This is a genomic window from Streptomyces kebangsaanensis (assembly GCF_001906585.1).
Taxonomy (GTDB): Bacteria; Actinomycetota; Actinomycetes; order Streptomycetales; family Streptomycetaceae; genus Streptomyces; species Streptomyces kebangsaanensis.
The window spans coordinates 111,147-128,075 of the sequence record NZ_JUJA01000156.1; the positions used below are offsets into that span (position 1 = coordinate 111,147).

Genomic DNA, 16,929 nt, shown 5'->3' on the forward strand with positions numbered 1-16,929 from the left:
CCTGCCGGTCTCCGCGCAGGAGATCGCCGATGTCGTCGAGACCCGGCAGCTGGTCGAGGAACACGCGGCCAGGAAGGCCGTACCCGCGCCGCCCGGACTCATCGAGCGCCTCGAGGAACTGCTCGAGAAGCAGAAGGAGCAGGCCGCCGCCGGCGAGTTCGCCGAGGCCGCCGTCACCGACCGCTGCTTCCACGCCGAGATCGTCCGCAGCGGCGGGAACGAGATCCTGTCGCGGCTGTACGACCAGCTGCGCGACCGGCAGCTGCGCATGGGCGTCGCCGTCATGCACTCCCACCCCGACCGGGTCGCCAAGACGCTCACCGAGCACGAGGCGATCCTGAACGCGCTGCGCTCCGGGGACGCCGAGGCGGCCGTCGCCGTCGTGCACCGGCACGTCAGCTGGTTCTCCCACCTGGCGCGGGGTGAGGTCCGGTGAGCTCTCCGTCGAGTTCCGCCGCCTCCGCCTCCCTGCCCGGTGATCCGCCCGGCGGCCGGCGTGCCCTCGCCGTCTGGGGCATCGGCGTCGCCGTCTACTTTGTCGCCGTCATCTTCCGTACGTCCCTGGGCGTCGCCGGTCTCGACGCCGCCGACCGCTTCCACGTGGGCGCCTCGGCGCTGTCGACGTTCTCGATCCTGCAGCTCCTCGTCTACGCGGGCATGCAGATACCCGTGGGCCTGCTCGTCGACCGGCTCGGCACCAAGAAGGTGCTGGCCATCGGCGCCGTACTCTTCACGGCCGGCCAACTCGGCTTCGCCCTCTCGCCGTCGTACGGCACCGCGCTCGCCGCTCGCGCGCTGCTGGGCTGCGGCGACGCCATGACGTTCATCAGCGTGCTGCGGCTGGGCACCCGGTGGTTCCCCGCCCGGCGCGGGCCGCTGATCGCCCAGTTCGCCGCGCTGGCCGGGATGGCCGGCAACCTGGTGTCCACGCTGGTGCTGGCCCGGCTGCTGCACGGGGTGGGCTGGACGGCCGCCTTCGCGGGCAGCGCGCTGGCCGGAGTGGTGGTGCTGGTGCTGCTGCTGTTCCTCAAGGACCACCCCGAGGGCCACGAGCCGGAGCCGCTGCCGCACCAGGGCGCCACCTACGTACGCCGGCAGATCGCCGCGTCCTGGCGGGAGCCGGGGACGCGGCTGGGGCTGTGGGTGCACTTCACCACGCAGTTCCCGGCGATGGTGTTCCTGCTGCTGTGGGGGATGCCGTTCCTGGTCGAGGCGCAGGGGCTCACCCGGGCGACCGCCGGGGAGCTCCTCACTCTCGTCGTGCTGTCCAACATGGCCGTCGGCCTGGTGTACGGGCAGATCGTCGCCCGGCACCACACGGCGCGGCTGCCGCTGGCGCTCGGCACGGTCGCGGCGACCGCGGTCATGTGGGCGGTGACGCTGGCGTATCCCGGCGGGCGGGCGCCGATGTGGCTGCTGGTGGTGCTGTGCGTGGTGCTCGGGGCGTGCGGGCCGGCCTCGATGATCGGGTTCGACTTCGCGCGGCCGGCGAATCCGCCGGAGCGGCAGGGGACTGCCTCCGGCATCACCAACATGGGGGGTTTCGTCGCCTCCATGACGACGTTGTTCGCGATCGGTGTGCTGCTGGACGGGACGGGGGACGACTACACGGTCGCCTTCTCCGTGGTGTTCGTACTCCAGGCGCTCGGGGTGAGCCAGATCCTGCGGCTGCGGAAGCGGGTGGCCCGGCGGGAGCGGGAGCGACTGGTGGCCAGCCGGGTGGAGACGGTGCACGTTCCCGTGTGACGGTGCCCCGTGCTGGTGCGGGGCCCGGGGGCTGTCGCCCCCAGGCCCCGCGTCGCACAGTTCCTTACTGCGTCACCACGAAGTGGCGCAGGATCGCTGCCGCCAGGTCCTGGTCGCCCTCCGTCTTCACCCGGTCCGCCGCCGCCTCCGGGGTCACGCGGCCGCAGGCCAGGCGGACGTAGGTTTCCCAGTCGAGGGCAAGGGCCGCCGCCGGGCCGAGGGCGGGGGCCGTTTCCAGGGTGCCGCGGCCCTTGATGTCGACGCGGATGGTGCGCAGGAACTCCACCGGGCCGTGGACGTCGAAGACCACCGCCGAGCTGCGCGGGGCGTCCGCCTTGGCCGCGACCACGTCCGGGAGGGCGGCCAGCAGGTAGTCCCGGGCGATGTGGGCGCCGGGGGAGTCGAGGTTGCCGGGCTGGTCGAGGGCCGCGCGCAGGTCCTGCTCGTGCACCCAGATGTCGAAGGCGCGGTAGCGCATGGCCTCCTCGAGGGTGATCTCCGTACCGAGCGGGCCGCGCACCTTGGTGCCGGGGTCGCGGGACTCGTTCCGCAGCTGGCGGTTGCGGCGGATGACCGTGTACTCCAGCTCGGAGGTCATCTCCGGCGCCGTGTGGTGGCGGCGGACGTCGACCTGCATCTCCATGTAGCGCTGGTGGTCGTTGGTGACGTGGAACAGGTCGCGCGGCAGGGTGTGGATGGGGCGCGGGTCGCCGAGCGCCTCGCAGTCCAGACCGATGACGTGCGAGACCACGTCGCGGACGGACCAGCCGGGACACGGGGTCCGCCGGTTCCACTCGCCCTCCACAAGGGGCTGCACCAGCTCGGATATCGACTCGACGGAGTGGACCCAGGCATCGGCGTAGGGCTGGAGGGTGGGATGCAGACTCACGGAACGGGACCCCTCGGCGGTTTGGTACACGGGCAGGTTGTCTCGGCATTGCCAGTGGGAGGCGGCTGCGGTCGGCGGGCGTCTTGAGGTGCTAAGTTACGCTGCTCTGAGACACCCCGGCAGTGCTTTCGTGTGACGATCGTAGGCCCCCGGGGAAACTCGGATGCCAGGACGGTGGTAGTGTGCGCGCCTCGCTGATCCAGATTGCCGTGGACGAGGGCGAATCGGTCGAATCGCGGCGGCGGCGGGTGGCCGCGCTGGTCCGCGAGCAGGCCGGTGCCGACCTCGTCGTACTGCCGGAGCTGTGGACCACCGGGGCCTTCGCCTTCGAGGAGTTCGGGCGCGAGGCCGAGCCGCTGGAGGGCCCCACGTACGAGACCATGGCGAAGGCGGCGAGCGACGCGGGCGTATGGCTGCATGCGGGTTCGATCCCCGAACGGGACTCCGAGGGGATCCTCTACAACACCTCCCTCGTCCTCACCCCCTCCGGCGACCTGGCCGCCGCCTACCGCAAGATCCACCGCTTCGGCTTCGACAAGGGCGAGGCCGTGCTGATGGGCGCGGGCCGGGACCTGGTGACGGTGCGTCTGCCGGACACGACCCTCGGCCTGGCGACCTGCTACGACCTCCGTTTCCCCGAACTCTTCCGCGGGCTCGTCGACGCCGGGGCCCAGACCCTGGTGGTTCCGGCGGGCTGGCCCGAGCGCCGGCGTGCGCACTGGACGCTGCTGGCCCGGGCGCGGGCGGTGGAGGACCAGGCGTTCGTGCTCGCCTGCTCGACGGCCGGGACGCACGCCGGGGTTCCCCAGGCGGGTCACTCGATCGTGGTCGATCCCTGGGGCGAGGTCCTGGCCGAGGCGGGCCACGACGAGGAGGTCCTGACGGTCGACTTCGACCCGGCGGAGGTCGCGACCACCCGCGACCGGTTCCCGGCCCTGAAGGACCGGGTCCTGGGCCTGGAGCCACCCCGCCGCTGAGCGCCCACCGCGTCGGGCGGCTGCCGCGTTGGGCGCCCACCACGCCGGGCGCCCAACGCGCCGGACGCCTACCGCTCGTCGCGCTCCTTCTCCGCCATGTGGATCACGCACACCGCCACGGCGATCAGCAGCGCCGGGTCGGCGTCCTCCCGCACGATGTCCACGCCGTACGTCTCGACGACGCGCAGCCACCGCCGGGAGATCACCGCCAGCAGCTCCCCGTCGTACTCGACGGCGAACTCCCGGTCGAGGATCTTGCCGCTGACGTCGAGCTCGGTGCCGTCCACCAGGGACACCCGGTAGTGGTTGCGCAGCAGCGACAGCCACTTGCGCCGGATCCTCGCCAGGGCCTCGCCGTCCCGCTCGATCACCATCGTGTCCCGCAGGGCGAGCATCTTCTGATGGATGTCGATCAGCACCCGGCCCTGGGTGTCCTTCAGCTCGAAGGTGTCCCGCAGCCGCATCGCCTTCCCGTCGACCAGGAAGACCTTGTGGCCGTGCTCGTCCTCGATCCAGTAGTCCTCACCGATGCCGAGGATCCGGTCCCGCACAAGAAATCTCATGTCCCACCGCTTCCCCGCCACCGGCCCGGCAACGCCGCCGGTGGGCCGACGGGCTGAGCGCCGTCCCGCGTCCGGCACGGGTGTGAGGCCGGGCGGATGAGGACGGCGCGTGGATGGCACCCTTGTGCCATGAGCGACTCCGCACCCCGACGCGCCCGCGTCCGCGCCCCCGAGCTGATCGGCAAGGGTGGCTGGCTGAACACGGGCGGCACGCAGTACACCCTCGCCGACCTGCGAGGACGCATCGTCATTCTGGATTTCTGGACCTTCTGCTGTGTGAACTGCCTGCATGTCCTCGACGAGTTGCGGGAGCTGGAGGAGAAGCACCGGGACACGGTGGTGATCGTCGGGGTGCACTCACCGAAGTTCGTGCACGAGGCGGAGCACCAGGCGGTCGTGGACGCCGTGGAGCGGTACGGGGTCGAGCATCCGGTGCTCGACGACCCGGAGCTCGCCACCTGGAAGCAGTACGCGGTGCGGGCCTGGCCGACGCTCGTCGTCATCGACCCGGAGGGGTACGTCGTCGCGCAGCACGCCGGTGAGGGGCACGCGCACGCGATCGAGCGGCTGGTGGAGGAGCTGGAGGCCGAGCACGAGGCGAAGGGGACGCTGCGGCGCGGCGACGGGCCGTACGTGCCGCCGGAGCCGGAGCCGACCACGCTCCGCTTCCCGGGCAAGGCGCTGCTGCTGCCGTCCGGCAACTTCCTGGTCAGCGACACCACCCGGCACCAGCTGGTGGAGCTGGCGGCGGACGGGGAGACGGTCGTACGGCGGATCGGGCAGGGCGGCCGGGGGCTGACGGACGGTTCCCCGGACCGCGCGCGGTTCCAGGAGCCGCAGGGGCTCGCGCTGCTGCCGGACGGCACCGTCGTGGTCGCGGACACGGTGAACCACGCCCTGCGGTGCTTCGACCCGGCGACGGGGCGGACCACGACCCTGGCCGGCACCGGACACCAGTGGATGCAGGGCGAGGCCACGTCCGGTCCCGCCCGTGACGTGAAGCTCTCCTCGCCCTGGGACGTCGCCTGGTGGAACGGCAGGGTGTGGATCGCCATGGCCGGCGTGCACCAGCTGTGGGCGTACGATCCGGCTGGGGGTACCGCCCAGGCGTTCAGCTCTGGGGGAGGCACCGTCTCCGTCACCGCCGGGACCACCAACGAGGGGCTCGTCGACGGGCCCGGTGGCGAGGCCTGGTTCGCGCAGCCCTCCGGGCTCGCGGCCACGCCCGAGCGGCTGTGGCTCGCCGACTCCGAGACGTCCGCGCTGCGCTGGGTGGACCTGGACGGCCACGTCCACACGGCCGTCGGCACCGGCCTGTTCGACTTCGGACACCGGGACGGCGCCGCCGAACAGGCCCTGTTCCAGCACCCGTTGGGCGTCACCGCCCTCCCCGACGGCTCGGTCGCCGTCAGCGACACCTACAACCACGCCCTGCGCCGCTACGACCCGGCGACCGGCGAGGTCACCACGCTCGCCACCGACCTGCGCGAGCCCAGCGACGCGGTGCTCGTCGGTGAGGACATCGTGGTCGTGGAGTCGGCCCGCCACCGGCTGACCCGGCTGCGCTTGCCGGAGGAGGCCGTACGGGTGGAGGCGGTCGCCCACCGCACCCAGCGCGCCGCCACCGAGGTCGCCCCCGGGCGGCTGCGGCTGGACGTCGTCTTTCAGGCCCCGGCGGGCCAGAAGCTGGACACGCGCTACGGCCCGTCCACCCGGCTCCTGGTCTCGTCCACCCCGCCCGAGCTGCTGCTCGACGGAGGGGGCGCGGGAACGGACCTGTCCCGCGACCTGGAGCTCGACCCCGCCGTCCCGGAGGGCGTCCTGCACGTCTCCGCGATGGCGGCCTCGTGCGACGACGATCCGGCGAACGAGTACCCCGCCTGCCATGTGCACCAGCAGGACTGGGGCGTCCCGGTCCTGCTGACCGAGGGCGGCGCGGAACGGCTGCCGCTGGTCCTGGCCGGCATGGACGCCTGACCGGGTACGCGCTCAGACGCCGTACCCGTCGGTGTAGCCGTCGCGTGCGTGGTGGCGGTCCTCCTCGACGACCGTTGTCGTGGGGGGCACCATGACGCGGCGGCGCCGGTAGATGCTGCTGAAGGTGGTCACGCCGATGAGGCCGACGATCATCAGGATGACGCCGACCATGTGCAGGTTGACGCCCTGCATGTGCCAGTCGGTCGCGAACGTGAGGATGGCTCCCACGGCGATGAGGATGATGCATCCGCCGAGGCCCATGAGTGTCGCCTCCTTGTCCGGTGTCGGGTCCGGTGGTTCCGGCCTGTTCCGGTCCCTTCCGGTCAACTCCGGGTACCCGCAAGCCGGGTGACCATGCGGAGGCGGCCCCTCATGGGCCGGGCGGCCGGCTCCCTCAGCCCTCCAGGAAGGCCACCAGGGCGTTCGCCAGGAGGAACGGGTCGTTCGCGGCGCACAGTTCGCGGGCGCTGTGCATGGAGAGGATCGCCACGCCGATGTCGACGGTGCGGATGCCGTGCCGGGCCGCGGTGATGGGGCCGATGGTCGTGCCGCACGGCATGGAGTTGTTGGAGACGAAGGACTGGAAGGGGACGTCGGCCTTCTCGCAGGCCGCCGCCCAGACCGCGCGGCCCGAACCGTCCGTGGCGTAGCGGTTGTTGACGTTGACCTTGAGGATGGGGCCGCCGCCCGCGCGCGGGTGGTGGGTCGGGTCGTGCCGCTCGGCGTAGTTGGGGTGGACGGCGTGGCCCGTGTCGGAGGAGACGCAGACCGCGCCGGCGAAGGCGCGCGCCCGGTCCTCGTACGACCCTCCGCGCGCGAACACCGAGCGCTCCAGCACCGTTCCGAGCAGCGGACCGTCCGCGCCGGTGTCCGACTGGGAGCCGTTCTCCTCGTGGTCGAAGGCGGCCAGCACCGGGATGTACGGCAGGTCCGCCGCCCCCGGGCCGGTCGCCACGGCCGTCAGCGCCGCCGTACCGGCGTGCACCGACAGCAGGTTGTCCATGCGGGGGCCCGCCATCAGCTCGCGGTCCCGGCCCAGGTAGGCGGGCGGTTCCACGGAGTGGGTCATCAGGTCCCAGCCGGTCACCTCGCCCGCCGGGAGCCCGGCCTCCTGCTCCAGGAAGGCGATCAGGTCGCCATCGCGGACGTCGTCGCCCAGGCCCCACACCGGCTGCAGGTGGCGCTGCTTGTCGAGCTTGAGGCCGTCCGTGGAGACCGCGCGGTCCAGGTGGATCGCCAGCTGGGGGACGCGGAGCAGCGGGCGGTCGACGTTCACCAGGCGGCTCGAGCCGTCCCGGAGCGTGAGCCGGCCCGCCAGGCCCAGGTCGCGGTCGAGCCAGGAGTTCATCAGCGGGCCGCCGTAGATCTCCACGGCGACCTGGCGCCAGCCGTGCGCCCCGGTGTCGGGCAGCGGCTTGACGCGCAGGTTCGGGGAGTCGGTGTGCGCGCCGACGATGCGGAACGGGGTGTGCGGCGCGGCGCCCTCGGGGACGTACCAGGCCACGATCGCCCCGCCGCGCAGCACGTACCTGCCGCCGCTGCCCGCGGCGGAGGCCGCCGAGGTCCCCGTGTCCCAGGCGTCCGTCTCGGCTACCCGGCGGAAGCCGGCCTTCTCCAGCCGCTCGGCCGCGTTCGCCACGGCGTGGTACGGCGACGGGCTCGCCGCCAGGAAGGACATCAGGTCGTCGGTGTGGCCGCGGTCGAAGCGCTGGCTTGTACTCATGGTGTTCACCTTAACGACGCCGCGAGGGTCCGCTCCCGGTGGCGGGAGCGGACCCTCGTGAGGCACTGCCGGCCGCCGGGGACTAGAAGGCGGCCTCGTCGAGCTCCATCAGGTCCAGGTCCACGTTCTGGGAGACCTTGCGGGCCAGGGTGACGCCCGGCAGGACGTTGGCCGCGAAGAACTTCGCCGCCGCGATCTTGCCCTGGTAGAACGCCTTGTCCCTGCTCGACGCCGTCGGAAGCTTCTCGGCGGCGACGGCCGCGCCCTTGAGCAGCAGGTAGCCGACGACCACGTCACCGGAGGCGAGCAGCAGGTGGGTGGTGTTGAGTCCCACCTTGTAGATGTTCTTGACGTCCTGCTCGGTGGCCGCGAGGTCGGTCAGCATCAGGCCGACGAGGGCCTCCAGCTCGGCGGCCGCCCTGGCGAGGTGCTCGCGGGCGCCGGCCAGCTCCTCGCCGCCGGTGCCGAGCGCCAGGAACTTCTTGATGTCCTCGGCGAGCGAGTTCAGCGCGGCGCCCTGGTTGCGGACGATCTTCCGGAAGAAGAAGTCCTGGCCCTGGATCGCCGTGGTGCCCTCGTAGAGGGTGTCGATCTTGGCGTCGCGGATGTACTGCTCGATCGGGTACTCCTGCAGGAAGCCGGAGCCGCCGAAGGTCTGCAGGGACTGGGCGAGCTGCTCGTAGCCCTTCTCGGAGCCGTAGCCCTTGACGATGGGCAGGAGCAGGTCGTTGAGGGCGTGCTCCGCCTCCGCGTCCTCGCCGTTCGCCTCCTTGACCGCGATCGCGTCCTGGATCGAGGCGGTGTGGAGGACGAGGGCGCGCATGCCCTCGGCGTACGCCTTCTGCGTCATCAGCGAGCGGCGCACGTCGGGGTGGTGGGTGATGGTGACCTTGGGCGCGGCCTTGTCCATGAAGTTCGCCAGGTCCGGACCCTGGACGCGCTCCTTGGCGTACTCCAGCGCGTTGAGGTAGCCGGTCGACAGCGTGGAGATCGCCTTCGTGCCGACCATCATGCGGGCGAACTCGATGATGCGGAACATCTGGCGGATGCCGTCGTGCTTGTCGCCGATCAGCCAGCCCTTGGCGGGGTGGCGGTCGCCGAAGGTCATCTCGCAGGTGTTGGAGGCCTTCAGGCCCATCTTGTGCTCGACGTTGGTGGCGTAGACGCCGTTGCGCTCGCCCAGCTCGCCGGTCTCCCAGTCGAACAGGTACTTGGGGACCAGGAAGAGGGACAGGCCCTTGGTGCCGGGGCCGGCGCCCTCGGGGCGGGCGAGGACGTAGTGGAGGATGTTCTCCTCCATGTCGTGCTCACCGGAGGTGATGAAGCGCTTCACGCCCTCGATGTGCCAGGAGCCGTCCTCCTGCTGGACGGCCCTGGTGCGGCCGGCGCCCACGTCGGAGCCCGCGTCGGGCTCGGTGAGCACCATGGTGGAGCCCCAGGTCTTCTCGACCGCGATCTTCGCGAGCCTCTTCTGCTCCTCGGTGCCCTCCTCGAAGAGGATGCGGGCGAACGCCGGGCCGGAGGAGTACATCCACACGGCCGGGTTGGCGCCGAGGATCAGTTCCGCGTAGGCCCAGATGAGGGACGGGGGAGCGGTGGTGCCGCCGATCTCCTCGGGCAGGCCGAGCCGCCAGTACTCGGAGTCCATGAAGGCCTTGTAGCTCTTCCTGAAGCTCTCCGGCACCGGCGCGGTGTTCGTCTCGGGGTCGAACACCGGCGGGTTGCGGTCGGCGTCCGCGAAGGACTCGGCCAGCTCGTTCTCGGAGAGGCGGGTCAGCTCCTCCAGGATGCTCTTGGCGGTCTCGGTGTCCATCTCCGCGAACGGGCCGGTGCCGTACAGCTCGTCACGTCCGAGGACTTCGAACAGGTTGAACTCGATGTCGCGGAGATTCGGCTTGTAGTGCCCCATGGCCACGGCTCCCGTCGATGACTCGGCGAGGCACTGTCTCCTCGCAACTGGTTCATGTACTGACTAGTAGCTCCGATGATGCTACCCGTCGGTAATAAGAAGCAACCCCGATTCGGAGTACTGTGACCCAGTCCTCGTCAAGGTCAGTACGCTTTGGGGCATGTACGGATACGGCCAGCCGATGGACAACGGGGCAGCACAGCAGGGATACGTCCCCCCGCAGCAGCAGATGCCCGGCGGCGTCGGCGGGTACGGTCAGCAGGCGCCGCTCTACCCCGAGCCGTCGCCGCCCTCGCTCGCGGACGCGGTGCGCGCCTTCACCACGGGGCAGCTCACCCCGGAGGACTTCCAGCAGGTCTTCGCGACCTCCAAGGTGTACTGCCCGCGCGGGGACAACCCCGGGTTCCTCGCGCTGCACAACACCCAGCAGCCGGTGATCCCGATGTTCACCTCGCTCAAGGAGCTGCGGCGGTACGCCGGCAAGGAGTCCAAGTACTTCGTGATCACCGGCGCCGAGGTGATCGACCTGCTGCCCACCGGCTACGGCTTCGTGCTGGACATGGAGGGCGAGCACCGGATCGTGTTCGACGCCAAGGCGGTCGAGCAGATGGTGGAGTTCGCGATGCGCCGGATGTACGGCTAGCGCCCTTGCCCCGCGGACGGCTGAGTCGCGGTCGAGCCCGTCGGCCGGCGAGCCCGGCGTGTCCGGCGTGCTCGGTGTTCGGAGCCCGGAGGGAATGTCCCCCGGGCTCCTTCTGTTGGGTCTGGTAGAAAGTTCAACGCTCAACTAATGTGGGCGCACAAGGAGGAACCGACATGCCTGCAGTGACCGTCGAGAACCCGCTGACGCTGCCCCGTGTGGCCGCGCCGGCCGACGCCGTGGCACGTCCCGTGCTCGCCGTCACGACCGCGCCGAGCGGCTTCGAGGGCGAGGGCTTCCCGGTGCGCCGGGCGTTCGCCGGGATCAACTACCGCCATCTCGACCCGTTCATCATGATGGACCAGATGGGCGAGGTGGAGTACGCGCCCGGGGAGCCGAAGGGAACCCCGTGGCACCCCCACCGCGGCTTCGAGACCGTCACGTACATCATCGACGGCGTCTTCGACCACCAGGACTCCAACGGCGGTGGCGGCACCATCACCAACGGCGACACCCAGTGGATGACGGCGGGCAGCGGCCTGCTGCACATCGAGGCGCCGCCGGAGCAGCTGGTCATGTCCGGCGGTCTCTTCCACGGCCTGCAGCTGTGGGTGAACCTGCCGGCGAAGGACAAGATGATGGCCCCGCGCTACCAGGACATCCGCGGTGGTCAGGTGCAGCTCCTGACCTCCCCGGACGGCGGCGCGCTGCTGCGGGTCATCGCCGGTGAGCTGGACGGTCACGAGGGTCCCGGCATCACGCACACGCCGATCACGATGATCCACGCGACGCTCGCGCCGGGCGCGGAGATCACCCTGCCCTGGCGGGAGGACTTCAACGGCCTGGCGTACGTCCTCGCGGGCCGCGGCGCGGTCGGCGCCGAGCGCCGTCCGATCCACCTGGGCCAGACCGCGGTCTTCGGCGCGGGCTCCTCGCTGACCGTCCGCGCGGACGAGAAGCAGGACTCCCACACGCCGGACCTGGAGGTCGCCCTGCTCGGCGGCCTGCCGATCCGCGAGCCGATGGCGCACTACGGCCCCTTCGTCATGAACACCCGCGAAGAACTCATGCAGGCCTTCGAGGACTTCCAGAAGGGCCGTCTGGGGACCGTCCCGGCCGTCCACGGCATGACGGAGAAGGGTCCGCGGGACTGACGACCGAGGGCCCGGGTCCGCTGCGGGGGCTCCCCCACCGTACGGGGGCTGACTCCCCGTCGGCCCGGCGCCCCCGCGGCCCGGGGCCCGCGTGAGCCGCGCCGCCGGTGCGGAGCGGTGCCGCTCCGGCGGCCGGTGGTCCCGGACCGTGCTTTTCGCCGGGCGGCCGGGCGCCCGGGCGGGGCGCCTTGGGCGGGTCGCCAGACGTTCGCGGGTGACGTGTAGTCAGCTGGTCCCGTGCTGCTGCTGCCCGAGCCCGTTCGACGTCTCGCCGCCTGGTGTGCCGTCGTGCTGCTGGTGTCCGGAGTGGTGTGGATCGGGATCCGGCTGTGCGTGGCCTTCCGGACCGCCGTCACGCCCGTGCTGCTCGCCCTGCTGGGGACCGCCCTGCTGCGGCCGCTCTTCCGGCGGCTCGTGGACGCGCACGTCAACCGTTCGCTCGCCGCGGGGATCACCTGCGTGGCCGTCGTGGTGGTCGTCGGCGGGGCCGTCTACATCGTCGTGGCCGCGCTGATCGACAGCGGGAGCCAGATCGTCGCCGCCCTCAAGCGGGCCGGGCAGTCGCTCGCCACGTATTTCGGCGGGGCCGGGACCTCGCTGGGCGACCTGGCCTCCCACGGCAAGCGGCTGCTGGAGAAGTTCGGCGGGACGGCCGCCTCCAACGTCATCAGCGGGGTCAGCGTGGTCGGCGAGTGGCTCGCCATGGCCGTGCTCGCCCTGCTGCTCGTGTTCTTCTTCCTGCGCGACTCGGGCAGGGCCGTCGGCGCACTGCGCACGCTCGTCCCGCGCGGGAGCGCCGACGCCGCGGAGGCCATGGCCCGGCGGGCCTTCGCGGGCGTGGAGGGCTTCATGCGCGGGACGACGTTCATCGCGCTCATCGACGCCGTCTGCATCACGACCGGCCTGCTCGTCCTGCGGGTGCCGGGCGCCGTGGGACTCGGCGCGCTGGTCTTCGTCGGCGGCTACCTCCCCTACCTGGGCGCCTTCCTCTCCGGTGCCGTCGCCGTGCTCGTCGCCCTCGCCGACCGCGGGTTCGTCATCGCGCTGTGGGTGCTCGGCGTGGTGCTCGCCGTACAGGTGCTGGAGGGGCATGTGCTGCAGCCGATGATCCAGAGCCGGACCGTGCGGATGCACCCGGCCGTGGTGCTGCTGGCGATCACCGCGGGCGCGTCGGTCGCCGGGATCGTCGGCATGCTGCTGGCGGTGCCGCTCACGGCGGCGGTGTTCGGGATCGCCCACGAGCTGCGGGAACGGTACGCGGTCCCGTCGTAAGGCTCACTTGTCCGCCGCCGACTCGTACAGCTCGAACCAGATGCTCTTGCCACGGCCCCGCGGCACGACCCCCCACGCGTCCGCGAGCAGCTCGATCAGCAGCAGGCCGCGCCCGGAGGAGGCCAGCTCCCCGGGCCGGCGCCTGTGCGGCAGGTCGTCGCCGGCGTCGGTGACCTCCACCCGCAGCCGCCGCTCGCCCTTCTCCCCGTCGACCTCGGCCAGCAGCAGCGCGTCGGTGTCGGTGTGCACGAGCACGTTGGTGAGCATCTCCGACAGCAGCAGCACCGCCGAGTCCACCTGGTCCTCGGCCGCCCAGTCGTGCAGCACCTCGCGCAACTGCTGCCGGGCGACCGCCACCCGCTCGGGCTCGGCCTGGGCGACCGTCAGCAGGGTGCGCCGCACCTCCGGGAGGAGCGCGCCGCCCTCGCGGTGCCGGTTCAGCAGCAGTACGGCGATGTCGTCCTCGCGCCGGTCGGCCAGCGGCCCCGTGGTGTGGTGCGAGGAGGGCCCGTGCACGGCCTGGACGAGTGCGTCGGCGAGCTCCTCGGCGTCGCCCCCGTGCCGCTCCAGGATCGTACGGATCCGCTGCCAGCCGGTTTCCAGGTCGTGGCCGCCGGTCTCGATCAGCCCGTCCGTGCAGATCATCATCGTCTCGCCCGGCTCCAGGGTGAACCGGGTGGTCGGGTAGTCGGTGTCCGGGTCGATGCCCAGCGGCAGCCCGCCCGCCGTCGGCCGCAGCAGCACCGTGCCGTCCGCCATGCGGATCACCGGGTCCGGGTGGCCCGCGCGAGCGATCTCCACCACACCGCTGCGGGGGTCGACCTCGGCGTACAGGCAGGTCGCGAAGCGCAGGTCGGCGCCGTCCTCGCCGCCGTCGCCGGTCATGCCGTGCAGGAAGCGGGAGGCACGGGAGAGCACCGCGTCCGGCGGGTGCCCCTCGGAGGCGTAGGCGCGCAGCGCGATGCGCAGCTGGCCCATCAGGCCCGCGGCCCGTACGTCGTGGCCCTGGACGTCCCCCATGACCAGGGCGAAACGCCCCGCCCCGGACTTCGTGCCGGACCGCGAGGTGCCCTCCGGCAGCGGGATCATGTCGTACCAGTCGCCGCCCACCTGGAGGCCGCCGCCGGTGGGGACGTAGCGGGCGGCCACGTCCATGCCCGGGACCTCGGGGCCCAGGGTGGGCATCATCGAGCGCTGCAGGTTCTCGCTCAGCTCCCGCTCGGTCTCGGCGGTCCCGGCGCGGGACAGGGCCTGGGCGAGCATCCGGGCCACCGTGGTCAGCACCGAGCGCTCGTCGGGCGTGAAGGCCACCGGGTAGGTGAAGGCGGCCATCCAGGCGCCCATCGTGCGGCCCGAGGCGGTCAGCGGGAGGTAGGCCCAGGAGCGGCGGTCGAAGCGCTGGGCGAGCGGCCAGGTGAGCGGGTAGCGGGACTTGTACTGCTGCGGGGAGGACAGGTAGACCGCCCGGCCGGTGCGCACCACCTCGGCGGCCGGGTAGTCCGTCTCCAGCGTCATGTTCAGGAAGGGGGCCTCGTCGCCGGGCCGCTGCCCGTGGTGGCCGACGACCGTCAGCCGGTCGCCCTCCACGCCGAAGACGGCCAGCCCGTCCGGTGAGAACCCGGGCATCGACAGGCCCGCCGCGACCCGCAGCACCTCCGCCGTGGAACGTGCCTCGGCCAGCGCCCGCCCGGCGTCCAGCAGGAACGCCTCGCGGGAGCGCCGCCAGTCACCGGTGACCGCGCTGCGCCCGGCCGGGGAGCCCGGCGCCGGATCGGCGACCTCCTGCAGGGTGCCGATCAGTTCGTAGGCCTTCTTCCGGGGGTCGAAGGTCGGCTTGGAGCGGCTGCGCACCACCCGGACGATCCGGTTCCGCTCGTCCATGATCCGGATGCGCACCTCGGCGAGGGTGCCCTCGGCGACGGCGAGCTGCACGACACCCGTGATCTCGTTCCAGTCGACCGGGTGGAGGCGGGCCCGTACCTGGGTCTCCGTGAGGGAGGTCCGCTCGGCGGGCAGCCCGAGCAGCCGGGCCGCCTCGGCGTCGACCGACACCCTCCCCGTGGCGGTGTCCCAGTGCCACATGCCGGTCGCGAGGGCGGCGAGTACGTCCCCCACGGCGGGCAGGGGATCACCAGTGCGCATTGCCCCACTCTAAGAAGGGGCGATCGAACACTGCCACCGATGGTGTACGGGCGTGCGCTCCCGCACGGCTCCGCTGCGCCGCCCTCGCGGGTGGGGAGCCGGGGCGGGGGCGGCCGGTACGCTGGATGGGTCCGGGCCGTGTCCGCGCCCCGGTGGTCCCCGATCCGCGAAGACTGGATGAACGACGATGCATCGGTACAGGTCCCACACCTGCGGCGAGCTCCGCGCCTCTGACGTCGGCACCGACGTCCGGCTCAGTGGCTGGCTGCACAATCGGCGCGACCTGGGCGGCATCCTCTTCATCGATCTGCGCGACCACTACGGCATCACGCAGCTCGTCGCCCGTCCCGGTACGCCCGCGTACGAGGCGCTGGACAGGCTGTCCAAGGAGACGGTGGTCCGCGTCGACGGCAAGGTCGTCTCCCGCGGCACGGAGAACGTGAACCCGGAGCTGCCGACCGGCGAGGTCGAGGTCGAGGTCGGCGAGGTCGAGGTGCTCGGCGCGGCGGCCCCGCTCCCCTTCACGATCAACACCGAGGACGGGGTCAACGAGGAGCGGCGCCTGGAGTACCGCTTCCTGGACCTGCGCCGCGAGCGCATGCACCGCAACATCATGCTGCGTACGGCGGTCATCTCGGCCATGCGCCAGAAGATGGCGGCGATGGGCTTCAACGAGATGGCGACGCCGATCCTGTCCGCCACCTCCCCCGAGGGCGCCCGCGACTACGTGGTCCCCTCGCGTGTGCACCCGGGCAGGTTCTACGCCCTTCCGCAGGCGCCGCAGCAGTTCAAGCAGCTGCTGATGATCTCCGGTTTCGACCGCTACTTCCAGATCGCGCCCTGCTTCCGCGACGAGGACGCGCGCGCGGACCGCTCGCCGGGCGAGTTCTACCAGCTTGACGTCGAGATGAGCTTCGTGGAGCAGGAGGACGTCTTCCAGCCGATCGAGCGGCTGATGACGGAGCTGTTCGAGGAGTTCGGCGGCGGCCGTCACGTCACCTCGCCCTTCCCGCGGATCCCGTTCCGCGAGGCGATGCTGAAGTACGGCTCCGACAAGCCGGACCTGCGCGCCCAGCTGGAGCTCGTCGACATCACCGACGTCTTCGAGGGCTCGGAGTTCAAGGCGTTCGCGGGCAAGCACGTGCGCGCGCTGCCGGTGCCGGCGGTCCAGGACCGGCCGCGCAAGTTCTTCGACCAGCTGGGCGAGTACGCGATCTCGCTGGGCGCGAAGGGCCTGGCGTGGGTGCGGGTGACCGAGGACGGCTCGCTGACCGGCCCGATCGCGAAGTTCCTGACCGAGGAGAACGTCGCCGAGCTGACCAAGCGCCTGTCGCTGGCGGCCGGGCACGCGGTGTTCTTCGGCGCGGGCGAGTTCGACGAGGTCTCGAAGATCATGGGCGCGGTGCGGGTGGAGGCCGCGCGCCGGGCGGGGCACTTCGAGGAGGGCGTGTTCCGCTTCTGCTGGATCGTCGACTTCCCGATGTACGAGAAGGACGAGGAGACCGGCGGGATCGACTTCTCGCACAACCCGTTCTCGATGCCGCAGGGCGGCCTGGAGGCCCTGGAGACCCAGGACCCGCTGGACATCCTGGGCTGGCAGTACGACATCGTCTGCAACGGTGTCGAGCTGTCCTCCGGCGCCATCCGGAACCACGAGCCCGAGATCATGCTGAAGGCCTTCGAGATCGCGGGCTACGACCGCGAGACGGTGGAGGAGAAGTTCGCGGGCATGCTCCGCGCCTTCCGCTTCGGCGCCCCGCCGCACGGCGGCATCGCCCCGGGCGTCGACCGCATCGTCATGCTGCTGGCCGACGAGCCCAACATCCGCGAGACCATCGCCTTCCCGCTCAACGGCAACGCCCAGGACCTGATGATGGGCGCGCCCACCGAGCTGGACGAGGCCCGGCTGAAGGAACTGCATCTGACGGTGCGCAAGC

The 16,929-nt window shown here is 71.6% G+C and carries 14 protein-coding genes; 8 read left to right on the plus strand and 6 right to left on the minus strand.

The window, feature by feature from the left end; genetic code table 11:
- Both RH94_RS26790 and RH94_RS26795 read left to right on the plus strand, forming a co-directional pair.
- Positions 1–436 (plus strand): GntR family transcriptional regulator (locus RH94_RS26790; RefSeq protein WP_234426071.1); only part of this gene is annotated, 436 nt, incomplete at its 5' end.
- Positions 433–1,746 (plus strand): MFS transporter, encoded by a 1,314-nt coding sequence (locus tag RH94_RS26795; RefSeq protein ID WP_073950717.1) that lies wholly within the window; start codon positions 433–435, stop codon positions 1,744–1,746. The genes RH94_RS26790 and RH94_RS26795, both read left to right, overlap by 4 nt.
- Positions 1,747–1,810: 64 nt before the next feature.
- Here the strand turns inward: RH94_RS26795 and RH94_RS26800 are convergent, their stop codons facing one another.
- Entirely contained in the window at positions 1,811–2,635 is an 825-nt protein-coding gene (locus RH94_RS26800) for a maleylpyruvate isomerase family mycothiol-dependent enzyme (RefSeq protein ID WP_073950719.1), read from the minus strand.
- Between the two features lie 182 nt (positions 2,636–2,817).
- Here RH94_RS26800 and RH94_RS26805 point away from each other — a divergent pair, with 182 nt between their 5' ends.
- Positions 2,818–3,612, plus strand: coding sequence for a carbon-nitrogen family hydrolase (locus RH94_RS26805; RefSeq protein ID WP_073950721.1), 795 nt, complete (start codon positions 2,818–2,820; stop codon positions 3,610–3,612).
- A gap of 68 nt (positions 3,613–3,680) precedes the next feature.
- Here RH94_RS26805 and RH94_RS26810 read toward each other — a convergent pair whose 3' ends face one another.
- Positions 3,681–4,175, minus strand: coding sequence for an LURP-one-related/scramblase family protein (locus RH94_RS26810; protein ID WP_073950723.1), 495 nt, complete (start codon positions 4,173–4,175; stop codon positions 3,681–3,683).
- 129 nt (positions 4,176–4,304) lie between these two features.
- Between RH94_RS26810 and RH94_RS26815 the strand changes: the two genes are divergently transcribed.
- Positions 4,305–6,152: an NHL domain-containing thioredoxin family protein gene (locus RH94_RS26815; RefSeq protein ID WP_073950725.1), complete on the plus strand. Its 1,848-nt coding sequence runs from the start codon at positions 4,305–4,307 to the stop codon at positions 6,150–6,152.
- Between the two features lie 12 nt (positions 6,153–6,164).
- Here the strand turns inward: RH94_RS26815 and RH94_RS26820 are convergent, their stop codons facing one another.
- The 3 genes from RH94_RS26820 to RH94_RS26830 form a co-directional block, all read right to left on the minus strand.
- Positions 6,165–6,413, minus strand: a complete 249-nt coding sequence (locus tag RH94_RS26820) for a DUF6458 family protein (RefSeq protein ID WP_073950727.1) — start codon at positions 6,411–6,413, stop codon at positions 6,165–6,167.
- A 133-nt stretch (positions 6,414–6,546) separates the two neighbouring features.
- Positions 6,547–7,875, minus strand: coding sequence for a M18 family aminopeptidase (locus tag RH94_RS26825; protein WP_073950729.1), 1,329 nt, complete (start codon positions 7,873–7,875; stop codon positions 6,547–6,549).
- Positions 7,876–7,957: 82 nt separating this feature from the next.
- A complete protein-coding gene (locus RH94_RS26830) occupies positions 7,958–9,784 on the minus strand; it encodes an acyl-CoA dehydrogenase (protein ID WP_073950785.1) in 1,827 nt (608 codons plus the stop codon).
- A 160-nt stretch (positions 9,785–9,944) separates the two neighbouring features.
- Here RH94_RS26830 and RH94_RS26835 point away from each other — a divergent pair, with 160 nt between their 5' ends.
- The 3 genes from RH94_RS26835 (at position 9,945) to RH94_RS26845 (ending at position 12,850) form a co-directional block, all read left to right on the plus strand.
- A complete protein-coding gene (locus RH94_RS26835; RefSeq protein ID WP_073950730.1) occupies positions 9,945–10,427 on the plus strand; it encodes an SseB family protein in 483 nt (160 codons plus the stop codon).
- A 173-nt stretch (positions 10,428–10,600) separates the two neighbouring features.
- Positions 10,601–11,578, plus strand: coding sequence for a pirin family protein (locus RH94_RS26840; RefSeq protein WP_073950732.1), 978 nt, complete (start codon positions 10,601–10,603; stop codon positions 11,576–11,578).
- A gap of 237 nt (positions 11,579–11,815) precedes the next feature.
- The gene (locus tag RH94_RS26845) at positions 11,816–12,850 is read left to right on the plus strand and encodes an AI-2E family transporter (protein WP_073950734.1); all 1,035 of its coding nucleotides are present in this window, start codon (positions 11,816–11,818) and stop codon (positions 12,848–12,850) included.
- A 3-nt stretch (positions 12,851–12,853) separates the two neighbouring features.
- Here the strand turns inward: RH94_RS26845 and RH94_RS26850 are convergent, their stop codons facing one another.
- Positions 12,854–14,992, minus strand: a complete 2,139-nt coding sequence (locus RH94_RS26850) for a SpoIIE family protein phosphatase (protein ID WP_073950736.1) — start codon at positions 14,990–14,992, stop codon at positions 12,854–12,856.
- A gap of 187 nt (positions 14,993–15,179) precedes the next feature.
- On the opposite strand from RH94_RS26850, the gene aspS reads away from it, so the two are divergent.
- Positions 15,180–16,929, plus strand: a 1,750-nt coding sequence (gene aspS / locus RH94_RS26855) for an aspartate--tRNA ligase (protein WP_073950738.1), incomplete at its 3' end; no start/stop codon positions are given.

Bases quoted from the DNA above. Each gene is read 5' to 3' on its own strand.
- RH94_RS26830 (WP_073950785.1), bottom strand. From the start codon at position 9,784: ATGGGGCACTACAAGCCGAATCTCCGCGACATCGAGTTCAACCTGTTC.
- RH94_RS26810 (WP_073950723.1), bottom strand. From the start codon at position 4,175: ATGAGATTTCTTGTGCGGGACCGGATCCTCGGCATCGGTGAGGACTAC.
- RH94_RS26850 (WP_073950736.1), bottom strand. From the start codon at position 14,992: ATGCGCACTGGTGATCCCCTGCCCGCCGTGGGGGACGTACTCGCCGCC.
- RH94_RS26825 (WP_073950729.1), bottom strand. From the start codon at position 7,875: ATGAGTACAAGCCAGCGCTTCGACCGCGGCCACACCGACGACCTGATG.
- RH94_RS26835 (WP_073950730.1), top strand. From the start codon at position 9,945: ATGTACGGATACGGCCAGCCGATGGACAACGGGGCAGCACAGCAGGGA.
- RH94_RS26840 (WP_073950732.1), top strand. From the start codon at position 10,601: ATGCCTGCAGTGACCGTCGAGAACCCGCTGACGCTGCCCCGTGTGGCC.
- RH94_RS26820 (WP_073950727.1), bottom strand. From the start codon at position 6,413: ATGGGCCTCGGCGGATGCATCATCCTCATCGCCGTGGGAGCCATCCTC.
- RH94_RS26815 (WP_073950725.1), top strand. From the start codon at position 4,305: ATGAGCGACTCCGCACCCCGACGCGCCCGCGTCCGCGCCCCCGAGCTG.